Here is a 15,146-nt window from a genome sequence, read left to right on the forward strand (position 1 = left end):
CAGCAGGTTACGGTTGCAGTCCTGTGACGGCTGATGCTTGACAGTCGCGCGCCAGCTGATGATTGTCATCGGCATGACCGCGCGGAATGCGGCATGCGTGGAGCGCTGGACCGGTTCAGTCGCGCGTGCTCGGGGCCACCTCGCGCACCATCACGCAGTTGCCCTGGCCCTTGGGCCGGTCGTAGGTGAAGCCCTCGCGCTCGTACATCGTGCGGGTGCCGTTGTAGAGGAACGACGAGTTCTTCTTCCGGACCTCGCCGGTGTCGTGCGGGTAGCCCTCGACCAGGCCCAGGATCGCTCCTGAGACATCGACGAAGTTAGCCTTGGCTTGTGACGGACGGGCATCGCGTCGAGGTCGAGGGGCTCTCCAAGTCTTTCGGCGACGTCCGCGCGGTCGATGCGCTCTCCTTCACCGCTGAGCCGGGTGAGATCACCGCGTTCCTCGGGCCGAACGGCGCGGGCAAGACCACGACGCTGCGGATGCTGCTCGGGTTGGTCGAACCGACCGGCGGTACGGCGACCATCGGCGGTACAGCCTACGCAGATCTCGACCATCCGGCGGACGTCGTCGGGGCCGCACTCGAGGCCAGCAGCTTCCACCCGGGTCGCAGCGGCCGTGACCACTTGCGGGTCTACTGCGCCGTGAACGGCTATCGCGATATCCGCGCCGACGAGGTGCTGGCGTTGGTCGGCCTGACGGACGCAGCCCGCAGGCCGGTCCGTGGCTACTCGCTCGGCATGCGGCAGCGCCTCGGTCTGGCGACGACGCTTCTCGGCGACCCGGGCGTGCTGGTGCTCGACGAGCCGGCCAACGGGCTGGATCCGGCGGGCATCGCCTGGCTGCGAGGGTTCCTGAAGCGGCTCGCCGGCGAGGGTCGCACGATGCTGGTCTCCAGCCACGCCCTGTCGGAGGTACAGCAGATCGCCGACCGAGTGGTGATCATCGACCAGGGCCGCCTGGTCCGTGAGGGGAGGCTCGGCGAGCTCACCGCCGGTGGCCGGGTCTTCGTCGCGACTCCCGATGCGGAGCGCTTCGCCCATGTCCTGGAGGCGGCGGGGGCAGCCGTGAGCAGGGACTCCGGGTACACGTTGGAAGCGAGCCGCATGAGCGCGCGGGACGTCGGCCGTCTCGCGTTCGAGAACCGGGTAGAGCTGCACGCCCTCGAGACCCGGCAGGACGGCCTCGAGCAGATCTTCTTCTCGCTCACCGGCGTGGAGGAGCAGCCGTGACCGCGCTCGTCCGAGCCGAGCTCCGCAAGCTCACAACCACGAGGCTCTGGCTGTGGATGCTGGTCCTCGGCCTGGCCATGGTCGGCGGGACCACGAGCGCCGCGATCGGTTTCGCCGAGCCGGGTCCGCTCGGCCTCGACACCGCCGCCGGGCAACGCACCGTCTTCGCGCAGGCCACCGCGACGCTGGTCGTGGTCGGGATCCTCGGCATCATCGCGGTCACCGGCGAGTTCGCGCACCAGACGGCCACGCCGACGTTCCTGGCGACGCCTCGCCGGGGGCGGGTGGTCGTCGCGAAGCTCGTCACCTACGCCGTGGCGGGGCTCGGGTACGCCGCGGCCTGCACCGTCGTCCTCCTCGCGGTGGCCCTCCCGTGGTTCGCCGCCAAGCACGTCGACATCGTGCTCTCCGGCACCGACCTCGCCCGGACCCTCGGCGGGGTCGGCATCGAGGTGGCGCTGTACGCCGTGCTCGGGGTCGGCGTGGGCTGCCTGATGCGCAACCAGATCGCAGCGATCGTCGGGTTCGTCGTCTACATCTTCGTCGTGGGCCCGATCCTGAGCGGGGTCGAGGGTACCTCGGAGGTGGCGCAGTACCTGCCCTACCAGGCCGGCAACGCGCTGGGCCGGCTCACCTCCTCGGTCGCCGCGGCGATGCTTGGCCAGGCCGCTGGCGGGCTGGTGCTGCTTGCCTGGGCGCTCGCCTTCGCCATTCTCGGCACCCGCGTGGCCATCCGCCGCGACATCACATAGCCAAACAGGTATGCGTGGCCGCAGCAAAGAATGGGCGCGAACACGGCGATCAGCCGCGCTCGCTCTTCGGCAGGGTCGCGCCTTCGCTATCTGGGCATGAGCGGAAGTGGCCGGAAGGTCTGCCTAATCGATGATGAAGACGTTCTCAGCGGCGGTCGGCCTGCACGGGGACGGAAGGTGCCCGGTGATCTCGCGATCTGCGGACTGATCGCCGACCACGGCGGTTCATCTCCGATCGAAGCGACGTTTTTGGGCGGGGTTGTCGAATTCTGGGTGGCGGGTTCGTGGATAGAGCAACCGGACCGAACAAGGTCCCAGACTCAAGGAGAACCACGATGAACGACCAGACCAGCCGAGCAACCAGACCATTCCGATTCGGGGTCGTTGCACCGATCGGTTCTGACCTGCCGACGTGGCGAGACCGCGTACGCCGCATCGCCGACAGCGGGTACTCAACGTTGCTGATGCCCGACGTTCCTACGTGGCAACCAGCAATCGGCCCCACGCTGGCAACCGCGGCCGCGCTCGCTGACCTGCGGATCGGCTCGTGGGTCTATGCCGCCGCGCTGCGCGAACCATGGAGCACAGCATGGGAGGCCCACTCACTATCAGTACTCACGGAAGGCCGCTTCGAAATGGGCATTGGCGCCGGCCGACCCGGGATCGAAGTCGAGCTGGGGCTGCCTGTCGTCTCCCCAGCTGAGCGTCGTGCCAGGATGCGCGAGACCGTGGTCGCCCTGCGTACGTTCGACGGCCCCGATCTGCACACGCCGGTTGTCATGGCGGTGAGCGGACCGAAGTCTCAGGCGCTGGCGCTCGAAGTCGCAGACGCAGTCACGTTCGTACTCTCACCTGAAGATGATCGGGTCGAAACCACGAACCGGGTACGCGACTTTCCTGGAGGCCGGGACATCGAACTCGCCCAACACGTCGCCGCCGTCGGTGACGGCGTCGCTCCGTTCATGGCGCCGCCCAACCTCGACACCGCGGCGCTCCGCGCGGCCGACTCGCTCGTCATACTTCCGAGTGACCCCGCGGCAGCCGCCGAAGAAATCCAACGACGTCGCGAGGAGATCGGCTTCTCCTACTTCGTCATCGGCGCCGACTTTGCCGACGCACTCGCGCCGGTCGTGGCCAAGCTGGCCGGACAGTAGGCGGCGCACGCCTCGCAGCTCAACTAGGCGACAGCGATCGCATCGCCGCTCCCGAACCGGTCTCGTCCGCCTCAGCTAAGCCGGTGCGGACATCCGTTGGTTCTGCTACCCCTGTCGTCCACCCTGCTCCCCGGACATGCCGACGACGTCCTCCGTGCTCATGTCGCGGTCCGCGGGATCGCGGTCGACGGCAGCCACATCTACTGGACCAACAGCGGCGACGGGACCATCTGGCGAGCCAACCTCGACGGCACCAACGCCCAGTCCATCGTCCAGGGCGAGGGCCAGCAGAGCCTCTTTGCCGTGACGGTCGACGCCAACCACCTGTATTGGACCAACCGCAGCCAGAACACGGTCAAGCGGGCCAACCTGGATGGCACCAACCCCCAGACCCTCCTCAGCGGCCAGAGCCTCCCGCAGGCGATAGCGGTCGACGCCCTTTACGTGTACTGGGCCAACCTCGGGGACGCAAACTGGTGCGATCCGCCGGGCCAACTTGGCGGACGGCACCAACGCGCAAGTCTTCATCGCCAACACCGCCAGCCCCCAACTGATGGCGTTCACCCCGCCCCCAGCGCCGGCGCTAGGGTTCACACCCTCCTCGCACGACTTCGGGGAGGTGGCGACCAAGCAGGCGGCCTCTCAGAGCTTCACCCTGGCCAACTCGGTCGGGCACGCCACTACCGGCCCACTCACGGTGACGGTGACCGGCTCGGCCGCCTTCACCACCGGCAGCGACACCTGCACCGGTACCAGCCTGGTCCCGGGGGCGTCCTGCACGGTCACGGTGAGCTTTGCGCCCACCAGCCTCGGCATCGTCACCGCCAACCTGACCGCGGCCAGCCAGACCCCCGCCGCCAGCACCACCGCCGCGCTCACCGGTACCGGGGTGGGCCACATCTACTGGGTCAATCAGGGGCAGACCATCGAGGACGGCTCGGTCAACGTGGCCAGTTCCAACGGCAGCAACGCCCAGGTCATCGACGGGCCCGGCCTCCCCAGTTTCCCGGTGGGCGTGGCTGTCGCCAACACTGCCCTCTATGTGGCCAATCTGGGGGACTTGGCCACCGACCCTGACGTAGGGCCTGCCATCATTGACTACAACAGCCCAGCACAATCCTGCGATCTTGCGGCCAGCGAAGCTCCGGACAAGTTGGCGATCAACCCCACCAACCCCAATGACCTCTACTTCCGGGGTCCTGCGACGGCGTCAGACCGACCGACGATCTGGCGAGGCACCTGGCCCGATTGCACCAGCTTCCACCCCGTCGTCACCACCCAGGGCCTCCCGCAGGCGGGTGGGCTGGCGGTCGACGCCAACTACCTGTACTGGGCCAACGACGGCACCACGATCGTGCGCGCCAGCCTCCACGACGTTCCCTTCACGCCCGAGCCAATCGTCACCAACCAGACCGGCATCCCGGTGGCGCTGGCGGTCGACGCCACTCACCTCTACTGGACCAACTTCAACGGAACGATCTGGCGGGCCAACCTGGACGGCACCAAACCCCAACAAATCATCGCCGGCCAGAACAAGCCGGTCGCCATCGCGACCAGCCCATAATACGTGGCGCTGTCGGGGTCGCCCCGGATGATCTGACGAAGCATCTTCTGACCTTTCCTGAGTTTGTGGTGCTGAATTATCTCGTCCCGGCACTGACAAACCGTGACCCGCCTGTTCCCTCGATTGGTGCCGCGGCAGTGTGTCGATGGGTCGACGTGGAGCGCGCGCAGCGAGCGAGCATGTACGAGGTTGACGCTGACCTCGCAGAGCGGAGCCACGTGGGATGCGATGGCCGCGAACTTCGGCGTCACCAGACAGTCCTTGAATCGCCGCCTTGGCCGGCGGATCACGAAGTGGCTCGCCGATACAACACGAGAGCTGTCGAACGATGAGGCTGCAGGTCTCCTCAGGAGGTGGCGCTACGAACTGCGGCGCCTGAAGTTGGCTCAAGACCCACTGTTTGACCACATCACGTTCACTAACAGCCGCGAGGCCCGGGACCGAATATGTCAACGCGTAGACGGATCTCGTCCGCCTCCTTCACTCACGGCCAACCTTCTGATCCGTACGAGCGAGATCGGTGGTCTGTCTCGGCTCGCCGAGTAACCGTCGTTGACCACATCTGATTGCACGTTAATGCACGGCATCTACCGGGCTGAGCAGTCTGTTCGCGTGTGGGGTGGGTGCGCTGCTTGCTGTGCGCGGGCGGGGTTGAGCTTAGGCGGGTTGCCCTGGTCGGCCGGGGCGACGCTGCGCGCACCGAGCACGAATGACTACCGCCGAACTCAGATCGCGCATTGATCAGTTTCCTGCGCCGAGCCGATCTAGACTCCCGAGACCGACTGTTCGGTGAGAATTTCTGCGCCGGCTGTCGGATCCGAGGTGGGGCGTTCGTAGTAGTCGTGAGCGGCGGCCCGGACGCGGCCGCCGGGACAAGGAGTGATGAGATGCGACCCCTTGGACAGAAAGGCATGGCGCCATGCGGAAACTGATCTACGGCATGAACCTGACCCTGGACGGCTACGTCGCCGCGCCCGGCGACGACATCGGCTGGGGCAGGCCGAGCGACGAGCTGTTTCAGTGGTGGCTCGACCAGGAGTTGGCGATCGGGCTGTTGATGTACGGGCGCAAGCTGTGGGAGGCGATGAGTTCCCACTGGCCGACCGGCGACCAGCAGCCCGACGCCACCCCGGTGCAGGTCGAGTTCGCGCGGAACTGGCGGGACACGCCGAAGGTGGTGTTCTCCTCGACGATCGACAAGGTCGACTGGAACACCCGCCTGGTCACCGGCGACGCTGTAGCGGAGATCACCCGACTCAAGGCCGACGACGGCGAGCCGATGAGGGTCGGTGGCGCCACGCTCGCTGGGGCGGCCATGCGGGCCGGGCTGGTCGACGAGTACGAGATCGTCACCCATCCGGTGCTGGTGGGCGGCGGCACACCGTTCTTCACCGCGCTGGACAGCTGGGTGAACCTGAACCTGGTGGAGACGCGGACGTTTCCCGGCGGCGTGGTCCTGACCAGGTACGAGACGAAGCGTTGAGCGCGATTCCTTTGCTGCTTGTCTGAGGGAGTGGCAGCATGCCCCGGAGCAAGGTCGAGCTGTTCGCTGCGACAAGGCAGGGCTCGCCATTCCTGGCCCTCACCCGATAGATGCCGGTACTGGTCGAGACGGCGGCGGGGTCCAGGGATCAGCGGCAAGATGTCTTCGGCTCCGGGAGTCCTTGCGCGAGTAGAACGGTCCGGTGGACGGGTGAGGTGGCGGCCGAAGCGGTCTTGCTGCCGCTGGACGCCGACGGTGGCTCGGCGCACACTCCCTGGCATCGGGTGAGGGGTTCCACCGGTACATGCCGTGGTGGGGTGTCGTGTGATCTGCGACTGGCGCTCTTGGCCGGCTGGTGGGCGTGGTTGTCGTGGCTCTCAGGATCAGGCAGCTAATGGGCCTGACCCGTTAGGCCCACATCGACTGTGCCGGTGTACGCGTTGACCTCTTCCGCGAGCCGCGCCCAGGCGCGCAGTTCTCGAGCCAGACTGGTGTGATCTGCCCAGCCCTCGTCGTGAAGTACCGCCTCGATGCGCTGCACCTCGTCTTCGTCCGTCATGCACAGCAGTCTGTCGTAACCGCACATCGGTATGACAGCACGCGGCTCACGATTCTTGACTGGCTCACTGAGATACTCGCTGGGTGAAGGACGGGCGCGTCGAATATCTGCTCTTGTCGGACGGTCTGGACGCTGGGAAAAGAGGCGAGGCCGTCCACCAGGCCCTGGCCCTTGTGGCAGCCGAGATGGGCCGTGCCGAGACGGACATACCGTGGTCAATGCGCAATGGCTGGCCGTCGGAGGTCGTTGATGCGGCGGCCAGACTTTGCGATCGCTTCGTCCCCGACTCGAAACGTGACGATCACTACATGCAGACAGGCGTCCGGTCCACCAGTGACCCCGGGGCGCGGGACGACTTCATCAGCGTCGCGCCACACGCCTACGACGCGACATTCTGGCGGCAAGATTACGCAGAGGTCGCCAGCCTCAGCGATGAAGGAACCTCCTGCACCATCTGGCTCACGGACGACCAGCGGAACATCCTTGCCGACGTCGTCGGTGCCGACCGGGTGGTGAGCTACCAGGACTGGCGTCGCGCGCACCCCTCGTGGTGGCGTCGGCACTTACGTCGCCACAAAACCAGACTGCCGTAGCGCACCTTGCGCTACGGCAGAGGCTGTCTCCGCATACTGGAGTCGGGCGCTGAGGAACACGAGTCGCGCGCGGAACTCGGCATGACTGTGCGCTGACAGCGCCATGAGCGGACGTTCGCGGCGCTGGCCCTGGACAATGCTGGTATGGGATCGCAAGTGTCGCGGGCGCTCGACGCAACTGAGCGCGCAGTGCTCGATCAGCTCCTCAACAGTGACTGTGCCCCCGCGTCCCATCGGCGAGAGGTGCATAAAGCATTCATATAAATTTGCTATGCTTCAAGCATGAGCCGTCAAGACCCCCACCGTCGCGCTTCCACTGCAATCGGGGCAGTCCTCTACGGACTGGCCACCAGGGCCGTGAGGCGCAGTCCACGTGACCTGACCCTCACGTCCTCTGCCACCCTGGCCACCCTGGACAGGACCGGCCCACGACGAATCACCGATTTGGCCGTGATCGAGGGTGTCACCCAGCCCGCGATGACGGTCCTGGTTCGGGTGATGGAGGAATCCGGGCTGGTCGAGCGGAGGGGCGACACGTCCGACAAGCGGGTCACGCTGGTGTCGCTGACCGAGGCCGGCGCGTCTTACGTCCGCGCGCGGCGCCGGGCGGGCGTCGATGCGTTCGTGCGCTTGATCGACGAACTCACTGACGACGAGGTCGAAGCCTTGGCGGCAGCCCTTCCGGCACTGCAACATCTCGATGCGCTCGACAGCCAAGATCGAGAAGGGCCGAAGCAGTGACCCGGGACCAACCGATGAGCACTACTCCGGAGCACTCCGAGGCGCGGTTGCTGGTCCCCTCCCTGATGTTCATTGCCCTGGTCGTCGCGGCAGTCGCCAGCCTCGGAACGCCGCTCATCACCAGCGTGGCGACCACGTTCCACGTCTCACTCGACAGCGCGCAGTGGACGCTGACCATCGCGCTGCTGAGCGGCGCCGTCGCCACGCCCGTCCTCGGCCGGCTCGGAGCCGGCCCACACCGACGGGCCACGATTCTCGCCACGCTAGCGGTCGTCGTCGCCGGCAGCGCGCTCACCGTGCTACCGCTGCCGTTCGCATGGCTGCTCATCGGTAGAGCCGCCCAAGGCGTCGGGCTCGGTCTGACTGCGCTGATGATGGGCGTGGCCCGCGACCATCTCCCCGAGGAGCGCAGCGCGGCCACCATCGCCCTGATCTCGGTGGTCTCGATCATCGGTGTCGGTGTCGGCTACCCCCTCGCAGGACTGCTCGTCGAGTTCGGCGGCGTACGCACCGCCTACGGCCTCGGCCTGTTCGTCACCGCCATCGCCTTCCTGACCGCCTGGCGCTCTATGCCCGAAGCCCCCGAAGGCCGCTCCACCCACCTGGACATACCGGGCGCGCTCCTCCTGGCGGGTGGACTGTTCCTCGTCCTGTTCCTGGCGAGCGAGACGAGTCTCTGGAGCCATCACCTCGCCGTGGCGGTGGTCCTCGCCATCGTTGCCGTGCTCCTGCTCTGTGTCTGGACCGCCTCCGAGCTGCGCAGCAAGACGCCCCTGGTCGATATCCGGGCGGTACGGCACCCGGCGGTCGCCGGGGCGAATATCGCCATGTTCGTCGGCGGGATCGGCATGTACCTCCTCCTCACGCTCATCACCCGGTACGCGCAGACGTCACACAGCGCCGGCTACGGCTTCGGGCTGACCACCTTCGTCGCCGGGCTGGTCCTCGTCCCGTTCTCTGTGCTGGGGTTCGTCGCCGGCAAGCTCACGCCTCGGGTGCGCAAACGGATCGACGCCCCCTTGCTCTTGGCCGGCAGCGCCGTCGTTGTCGGTGGCGGGTTCGTCCTCTTTGCGACGGCTCGGTCGAACCTGGCCGAACTGTTCGTAGCAATGGGCGTGCTTGGCTTCGGTGTCGGCAGTTTCTCGGCCGCCATGCCCGGCGTCATCCTGTCCGTCACCCCCAAGAGCGAGACCTCCAGCGCCATGAGTTTCAACTACATCGTCCGTAGCGTCGGGTACTCCCTGGGCAGCGCCATCGGCGGCCTGGTCCTGGCCGCCGGCACCGACACCGGCCATCTCTTCCCGAACGACGGCGCCTACACCACGGCAGCGCTGGTCGGCGTCGCCGCGATGGCGATCACGACGATGACCAGCCTCGCTCTCGCCCGCCAACGCTCGCCCGAGACCAAACCGACCGCAGCCCCGACCGGCGCGCCGAGCCAGGGCCGGTCGAGTCGATGACCGGCTTGCCGGAAGGGCGGCGTCTGCGAACAGGGCCTGCACAGCTCTGCGCGTCGAGGTCCATCCAGCAGCTGTGGGTCTGACGACGTACTCACGCCCGGCAGGGTTTCAGTAGCGTGGTGGCATGAGCGCAGATGGGCGGACGCGGGCGTGGCGGTTCCGGCATGTCGCCACGCGGTACGTGAATCCTGTGTCGCGACATGTCGCGGGGTGGCTGCCGGGGTTCGGGATCGTGACTTACAGCGGACGGCGCAGCGGGCGGATCTACAGCACACCGCTGAATGTGTTCCGGCGGGACGACAGGTACTTCTTCTTTCTGACGTACGGGTCCGAGGCGCAGTGGGTGAAGAACATCCTCGCGGCCGGTTCGTGCTCGCTGAAGACCCGTGGTCAGGTCGTGCAGCTGGTTGACCCCGAGCTGGTCACCGACCCCGAACTCCGCCCGGCACCGCTCCCGGTCCGGCTCATCGAACGCCATGTTGCCGGAGTCACGCAGTACCTGACGATGCGGCCGGCGCCGAGCATCTGAGCGTGTGTCACAGGACAGCGATCGGGTTGATCGGCGACCCGGTCGCGGTCGGCAGCCGGAGCGGCGCGATGACGCACAGGAAGGTCCAGTGCGCCGTTTCCTCGCATATCCGCACGAGGTCATCGAACTGGAGGTAGTCCAGCAGCATCACGCCGAGCGCGTTGATGGCGAGGACGTGGATGGGGAAGGCCACCCCGTCCGTCAGGCTCGGCGCGGTGTCGTTGTTCCCATCACTGCCCAGAACCGCGATCTGCCGCTCGGCCAGCAGTGGCATCACCTCCGGGTGCAGCCCGGCCCGGACCGCGGCCGCATCCCAGGGCCCGCGCACCTCCCGCCGCTGCCGGTGACCCACCCGCACCAGCAGAATGTCGCCACGGCCGACGTGGACGCCTTGGTCCCGCTCCGCGGCCAGCAGGTCGTCGACGGTCACGTGGTCGCCGGGGTCCAGCCAGGCCACCCCGCGAGACCGTGGTACATCGAGGAGCACCCCGCGGCCGACGATCCCGTCGGCGGCCACTCCGACGGACAGCTCGCTCGCGCCGCTCTCGGTGATGGTGTCCGCCGGCACCCCGTTGTACAGCTCGCCGTCGAAGATCACGTGGCACAGGGCGTCGAGGTGGCTGTCGGCGTTGCCGTGAATGTTCATCTCGATCCGGTCCATGCCGAACGCGACGCCTCGGCCCGCCTCCGCGGCCGGTGGCCCTTTCATCTGGTGCCGGGCGGGTTCGGGGTCGTCAAGCGTCACCCGTCCCTCCACCGGTGCGGCGAGCGACACCGCGCGCCCCAGCCTGACTTCACCTGCGCCGGCCATGGTTCCGGCGGAGGTGAGGTAGTTCAACGCCCCTCGCCGGTCGTCAGGCCCCCAAGGCCGCTGGTTGCGCAGCTGCTCGTACAGCAAGCGGAACTCTGCCTCGGTCATCCGGCCTGGCGGGAGTCTGGCCTCCCCGGTGCCCGTACGTTCCCTACCGGTCATGTCGTCAGCCTCCCCGTTTTGCGCGCCTATGGGTAGCCCGCCGTCAGATGGCCGACTGCGCACCGAGTCCGGCGATCGCATGCAGGGCGGTTCGACGTACGCCCCGACGCGATGGGGATCGAGGTCCGTACCAGGAAGTCCTCCAAAGGATTCCGGACGCGGTGTCGGATCCGGCCAAGGGTGTTCGTAGAAGGGGTGAGCGGCCGCCACGAGGGCGCCACAGTCACAGGAGACGAAACCATGTTCGGGACACCGTTGACGCCACACTTGATCAAGGCGGAGACGGCGTACAGGCTGGAGCGGACCAAGCGTGCGTTCGGGTCCGGGCGCCGCCGGGAGCGCCCGGAGCAGGCCGGTCCGGCCCAGCCGCGACGGTCAGGAGTAGGCGGCGCTAAAGGGTGGCCAGCACGCTTCTTGCCTCGTTGACACGGTCCAATTCGCGCTGCAAGAGGACGCGGCGATCACCGGCCGCCTCCCGCTGCTCGGTCACTGCCCGCGCGGCCAGGACTGCCAGTTCCAACGTCATCCAGTCGGCGCACGCGTCGAGGACCGCCTGGCCGTCTCGCCGCCACACGTCGGCTTCGGCTTCGAGTTCGGCCAGGTTCGACCGGCTCGCGGCCAGGCTGCTCCGGTATTCCGCCGACAAGATGGCATAGACCCGATCGGCGACGTCGCCGGCGTTGTGGGCGCCATCGAGTCGATCCAGGTAGGTCTGGTGGGCGAGCACGCGCTGCCGGGCGGTGGCAAGCCGCCGGCCGAGTTCCGGCAGGGTTACACCGGCCGCCACCCTCAGGCCGACGACCCGGACCTCGGTGGTCGGGATCTCGCCCAGGCAGGCGCGGATCTCGGCGACCTCGAGCTCGAGCAGGACCTCCAGCAACGCGACCTCCTGGGCGAGCCGCTCGGTCTGGCTGGGCAGCCGCTTGACGCTGTCGCGGATCTCGACGAAGGGCTGGAGCACCCACTCGCGCAGATCACCCGACTTCTCGACTGTCCGGCTCTGCACGTCCTTGATCCGCTTCTGCAGGGAACCGGACAAACTGGACGACCTGTCCGAACGGTCGGCGTCAGGTAGTCCTGGCTCGCCGGTCAGGCTCACCTTCAGGATCGTGTCCACGAGCCGGCCAAGCTGCGCCACACGGCCCAGGACCTGCTTCCAGGCCTGCGTCCGCCAGCGGGTCTCGCGGAGGATCTTCTGGTCCTCGCGGGCTTCGTCCGGATCCAGCTGGCTCACCGCTGCGGTGTGGTAGCGCTGCGAGAGCGCGGCGACGGTCTCCAGCTGGGACAGGTAGGCGTCGAACTGCGCTGACGAGCTGGCGACGAGATCGGTCCAGGTGGTGAGCGAGACCCCGGTTTGCTGTTTGACGTACTGACTGGTGATGCCCTGGGCGGCACGCATCGCGCCGATAATGGGCAAGCCGATCATGCCGAATCCACCCCACTGCTGGGACACTCCGCCGCTCTGCGTGACCACTTGGAGTGCGGCGCCCAAGGCGTCCAGCGTCTGGGAGATGCTCCGGCACTCCGCGCCGACCGAGGCAACCGTGCGATCCAGCGCGGTGAAGGTCGTGCGGACGTCCTGGAGCGATGGTGCGGTGAGGGCTTCGATGCGCTCGATGCCCTCGGCAAGCGCTTGGTCGTCGATCATTGTCGTTCCCCCTGCGGCCGCTACGTCGTGCAGCTGCCCATCTAGCGGAGCAGCACGGGATGTCCGCTGATACACAACCGCCGCAAGGGTCCGGGAGTCTGGAGGCTCAGGAATCGAACTGGGCGGGATCGTCGGGCGTCGATCAACCTGTCGATGAACCACAACACGCCCGAAGACCACCGGTTCGGACATCGTGCTTTGGTGATGCAACCGGATCCTGCCGCCAGGACTCGTGCAGGGAAAGGGTCCGATCTGGGGAGTGGTGATGGCTGACGGCGACACGGTGCGCGAGCTGTACGAGGGGTGTTACCGGCGGCTGGTCGGGCAACTGTTCGCGATCTGCGGGAACCTGGCCGAGGCCGAGGACGCCGTCCAGGAGGCGTTCGTCCGGGCGGTGGAGAAACCCCGGCGGTTCACCCAGCTCGACACCCCGGAGGCGTGGCTGCGCACAGTCGCGCTGAACGCCGTACGCCGGCGCTACCGCCGCGCGACCCGATTCCACGGGTTGCTCTCCCGCGCAGGTGTCCCTGAGACCACGATGACCGAGCTGTCCGCGGACCGGGTCGCGTTGGTCGAGGCCCTGCGGCAGCTCCCCTACGAGCAGCGCGAGGCGGTCGTACTGCACCACATCGTCGACCTGCCGGTACGTGAGATCGCCGTACAGCTGGGTGTTCCGGAGGGGACGGTCAAGGCTCGCCTCTCCCGGGGCAGGGCCCGCCTGGCCCCCCTGGTCCACGAGTTCGCCGACGACGCCGAGGAGGTCAACCATGTCTGAGCTGAAAGAACTGTCCTGGGAGGTCCAGGAGACCGTCCAGCCGTTGCCCTTCGAGGCTCTGGAGCGCCGTGGCATCCGCCGCCGTCACCGTCGGCAAGCGCTGACCGGCGCGGGAGTCGTCGCGGCGGTGACGATCGCAGTAGTGGCTACCATCCTGCCGCTCGGGAACCTGACCGGCACCGAGAAGCCGCCGACCGCCGGCACGCAGGCGTCGATCCCGGTCGACCACGCGGCCGAGAAGCTGATCCATGACAAGAAGTCGGGCGCTGCCGGTATCGCGTTCGCCACTCCGAGCCGGTGGGCCTCGGTCTGGTTGTTACCTCAGCCGGGATATACCTGGAACTACGCCGCGGTGCTCAGCCGTGACGGGGTGCGGACCACCGCGCCGGTGCGCAAGAACCAGTACGACGTGCTGCGGGTCGGTGACGAGGTGCTGGCACTGTCGATGCCGACGAGCATGAAGGGCAGCGATCCGACCTGGGCCCAGGCGGTGATGGTCGGCCTGACGGATCAGGGCCGGATCGAGAAGAAGCTGCACTGGGCCCCGCCGACCAGCGAGTTCGGCGACGGCGACGTGCTCCTGGCGTACGGCACCCTACGGGCGCTGAATCCGGAGACCGGCACTCTGCGGGAGGTGAAGATCCCCGGGATCGACAACGCCTACCAGCCCCAACGCGACACCACCGGACGGTGGTGGCTGGTCGGCGCCAAGAACAGCGGCGTCGGCAACATCTACTGGACCGATGACCGCGGCAAGACCTGGGGCCACTCCGTCATCAGCCCGGGTCGGATGGGCGGCCGGCTGGGTGTCAGCCCCGACGGCAAGACGATCGTGGCGATCCCAGGCAGCAAGCCCGGCACGACGGGTGACCTGGTGCCGCTGCGGCTGTCCATCGACCGGGGCGAACACTGGACGACAGTGGCCACCCGGAACTCCACCTACCTGTCGTCTCCCGTTGCCTTCGACAACGGGACGGGGCTCGCGCTCTATCAGGGCAAGAACCGCGAACTCCTCCGGCCCGGTGCCGGTGCGGCGTTCACACCGCCGGCCGACCTGGGCGGGCTGACGAGTGTCGGCGGGTTCGTCTACGGGATGCAGTACAACGGCAACCACGCCATCACCAGCACCGATAACGGCAAGACCTGGAAGTACTTCGAGCCTCGCTAGGGGTGCATGCGGGCCCTTGAGGATCTTGTCCACCGCATTCTTCGGTCCGTGCAGGGCCAGCCCGACCAGGTCGAGCTGGCTCTGCGGGACTGCCTTCACGGCGGCGCGGTTGTCGCGGTCGTTGCCGGTCGCGAACAGATCCTGGGTGAAGACGGAGATGGTCAGTCCGCGGCCAAGGGCGCGTTGGTGCGCCATCGGCATGAACTCCTCGGAGCCCTCGAAGACCAAGACGTCATGCGGCCTAGCCATCAGCCGACCGACCACCACCCGTCCACGACACCTGTCGCGTACCACCGCCCAGCAACGATCTGCGGCCCGACCTCGCATGATTCGGTCACGGCGACCAACCGAACACCGGCGTACGGTCCACCGCTGGGTGCGCAGGTCGAAGGACAGCCGGCCGCCGGTCCAGCTCGAGTCAGGCGCTGAGGTGTTCGTGGATCATCTGCAAGCGGCCCTTCTGTTTGATCATTGCGTTCGTGCCTCGTCCCTGGCCTTCGCGCCTCTCTCCGTTGGT

General features: G+C 67.4%; 14 protein-coding genes and 2 pseudogenes. 12 read left to right on the plus strand and 4 right to left on the minus strand.

Features of this window, described 5'->3' with window-relative positions; translation table 11 throughout:
- Nucleotides 1-330 precede the first annotated feature (330 nt).
- The 6 genes and pseudogenes from ACXC9Q_RS32440 to ACXC9Q_RS32465 all read left to right on the plus strand — a co-directional run bounded on the left by ACXC9Q_RS32440 (nucleotide 331) and on the right by ACXC9Q_RS32465 (nucleotide 6,183).
- Nucleotides 331-1,230, plus strand: a complete 900-nt coding sequence (locus ACXC9Q_RS32440; RefSeq protein WP_457060470.1) for an ATP-binding cassette domain-containing protein — start codon at nucleotides 331-333, stop codon at nucleotides 1,228-1,230.
- Nucleotides 1,227-1,982 carry a hypothetical protein gene (locus ACXC9Q_RS32445; RefSeq protein WP_457060471.1) on the plus strand — a complete coding sequence of 252 codons (756 nt, stop codon included), beginning with the start codon at nucleotides 1,227-1,229 and terminating at the stop codon, nucleotides 1,980-1,982. Before ACXC9Q_RS32440 ends, ACXC9Q_RS32445 begins: the two co-directional genes overlap by 4 nt.
- A 335-nt stretch (nucleotides 1,983-2,317) precedes the next feature.
- Nucleotides 2,318-3,136: an LLM class flavin-dependent oxidoreductase gene (locus tag ACXC9Q_RS32450; protein WP_457060472.1), complete on the plus strand. Its 819-nt coding sequence runs from the start codon at nucleotides 2,318-2,320 to the stop codon at nucleotides 3,134-3,136.
- A gap of 96 nt (nucleotides 3,137-3,232) precedes the next feature.
- A pseudogene (locus tag ACXC9Q_RS32455) lies at nucleotides 3,233-3,592 on the plus strand (TolB family protein); the annotation flags it as partial.
- 40 nt (nucleotides 3,593-3,632) lie between these two features.
- Nucleotides 3,633-4,700, plus strand: coding sequence for a choice-of-anchor D domain-containing protein (locus ACXC9Q_RS32460; RefSeq protein ID WP_457060473.1), 1,068 nt, complete (start codon nucleotides 3,633-3,635; stop codon nucleotides 4,698-4,700).
- A gap of 919 nt (nucleotides 4,701-5,619) precedes the next feature.
- Entirely contained in the window at nucleotides 5,620-6,183 is a 564-nt protein-coding gene (locus ACXC9Q_RS32465; protein WP_457060474.1) for a dihydrofolate reductase family protein, read from the plus strand.
- Nucleotides 6,184-6,574: 391 nt separating this feature from the next.
- Here the strand turns inward: ACXC9Q_RS32465 and ACXC9Q_RS32470 are convergent, their stop codons facing one another.
- Nucleotides 6,575-6,742 (minus strand): hypothetical protein, encoded by a 168-nt coding sequence (locus ACXC9Q_RS32470; RefSeq protein ID WP_457060475.1) that lies wholly within the window; start codon nucleotides 6,740-6,742, stop codon nucleotides 6,575-6,577.
- Between the two features lie 83 nt (nucleotides 6,743-6,825).
- Here ACXC9Q_RS32470 and ACXC9Q_RS32475 point away from each other — a divergent pair, with 83 nt between their 5' ends.
- The 4 genes from ACXC9Q_RS32475 to ACXC9Q_RS32490 all read left to right on the plus strand — a co-directional run bounded on the left by ACXC9Q_RS32475 (nucleotide 6,826) and on the right by ACXC9Q_RS32490 (nucleotide 10,065).
- A complete protein-coding gene (locus ACXC9Q_RS32475) occupies nucleotides 6,826-7,335 on the plus strand; it encodes a hypothetical protein (protein WP_457060476.1) in 510 nt (169 codons plus the stop codon).
- Nucleotides 7,336-7,617: 282 nt separating this feature from the next.
- Nucleotides 7,618-8,076, plus strand: a complete 459-nt coding sequence (locus ACXC9Q_RS32480) for a MarR family winged helix-turn-helix transcriptional regulator (protein WP_457060477.1) — start codon at nucleotides 7,618-7,620, stop codon at nucleotides 8,074-8,076.
- A 14-nt stretch (nucleotides 8,077-8,090) separates the two neighbouring features.
- Nucleotides 8,091-9,536 carry an MFS transporter gene (locus ACXC9Q_RS32485; RefSeq protein WP_457060478.1) on the plus strand — a complete coding sequence of 482 codons (1,446 nt, stop codon included), beginning with the start codon at nucleotides 8,091-8,093 and terminating at the stop codon, nucleotides 9,534-9,536.
- Between the two features lie 124 nt (nucleotides 9,537-9,660).
- Complete coding sequence (locus tag ACXC9Q_RS32490; RefSeq protein WP_457060479.1) at nucleotides 9,661-10,065, plus strand: nitroreductase family deazaflavin-dependent oxidoreductase; 405 nt, start codon at nucleotides 9,661-9,663, stop codon at nucleotides 10,063-10,065.
- Between the two features lie 7 nt (nucleotides 10,066-10,072).
- Here ACXC9Q_RS32490 and ACXC9Q_RS32495 read toward each other — a convergent pair whose 3' ends face one another.
- Together ACXC9Q_RS32495 and ACXC9Q_RS32500 are read right to left on the minus strand one after the other, a co-directional pair.
- Nucleotides 10,073-11,038 carry a cyclase family protein gene (locus tag ACXC9Q_RS32495; RefSeq protein WP_457060480.1) on the minus strand — a complete coding sequence of 322 codons (966 nt, stop codon included), beginning with the start codon at nucleotides 11,036-11,038 and terminating at the stop codon, nucleotides 10,073-10,075.
- 391 nt (nucleotides 11,039-11,429) lie between these two features.
- Nucleotides 11,430-12,686, minus strand: a complete 1,257-nt coding sequence (locus ACXC9Q_RS32500; RefSeq protein ID WP_457060481.1) for a hypothetical protein — start codon at nucleotides 12,684-12,686, stop codon at nucleotides 11,430-11,432.
- Nucleotides 12,687-12,951: 265 nt separating this feature from the next.
- On the opposite strand from ACXC9Q_RS32500, the gene ACXC9Q_RS32505 reads away from it, so the two are divergent.
- Entirely contained in the window at nucleotides 12,952-13,461 is a 510-nt protein-coding gene (locus ACXC9Q_RS32505) for an RNA polymerase sigma factor (protein WP_457060482.1), read from the plus strand.
- Nucleotides 13,454-14,629, plus strand: coding sequence for a WD40/YVTN/BNR-like repeat-containing protein (locus tag ACXC9Q_RS32510; protein WP_457060483.1), 1,176 nt, complete (start codon nucleotides 13,454-13,456; stop codon nucleotides 14,627-14,629). Before ACXC9Q_RS32505 ends, ACXC9Q_RS32510 begins: the two co-directional genes overlap by 8 nt.
- Nucleotides 14,630-14,701: 72 nt before the next feature.
- On the opposite strand, the pseudogene ACXC9Q_RS32515 reads toward ACXC9Q_RS32510, so the two are convergent.
- Nucleotides 14,702-14,956: pseudogene (locus ACXC9Q_RS32515) on the minus strand (DUF2000 family protein); the annotation flags it as partial.
- Nucleotides 14,957-15,146 lie beyond the last annotated feature (190 nt).

This window comes from Kribbella sp. CWNU-51, from assembly GCF_054073265.1.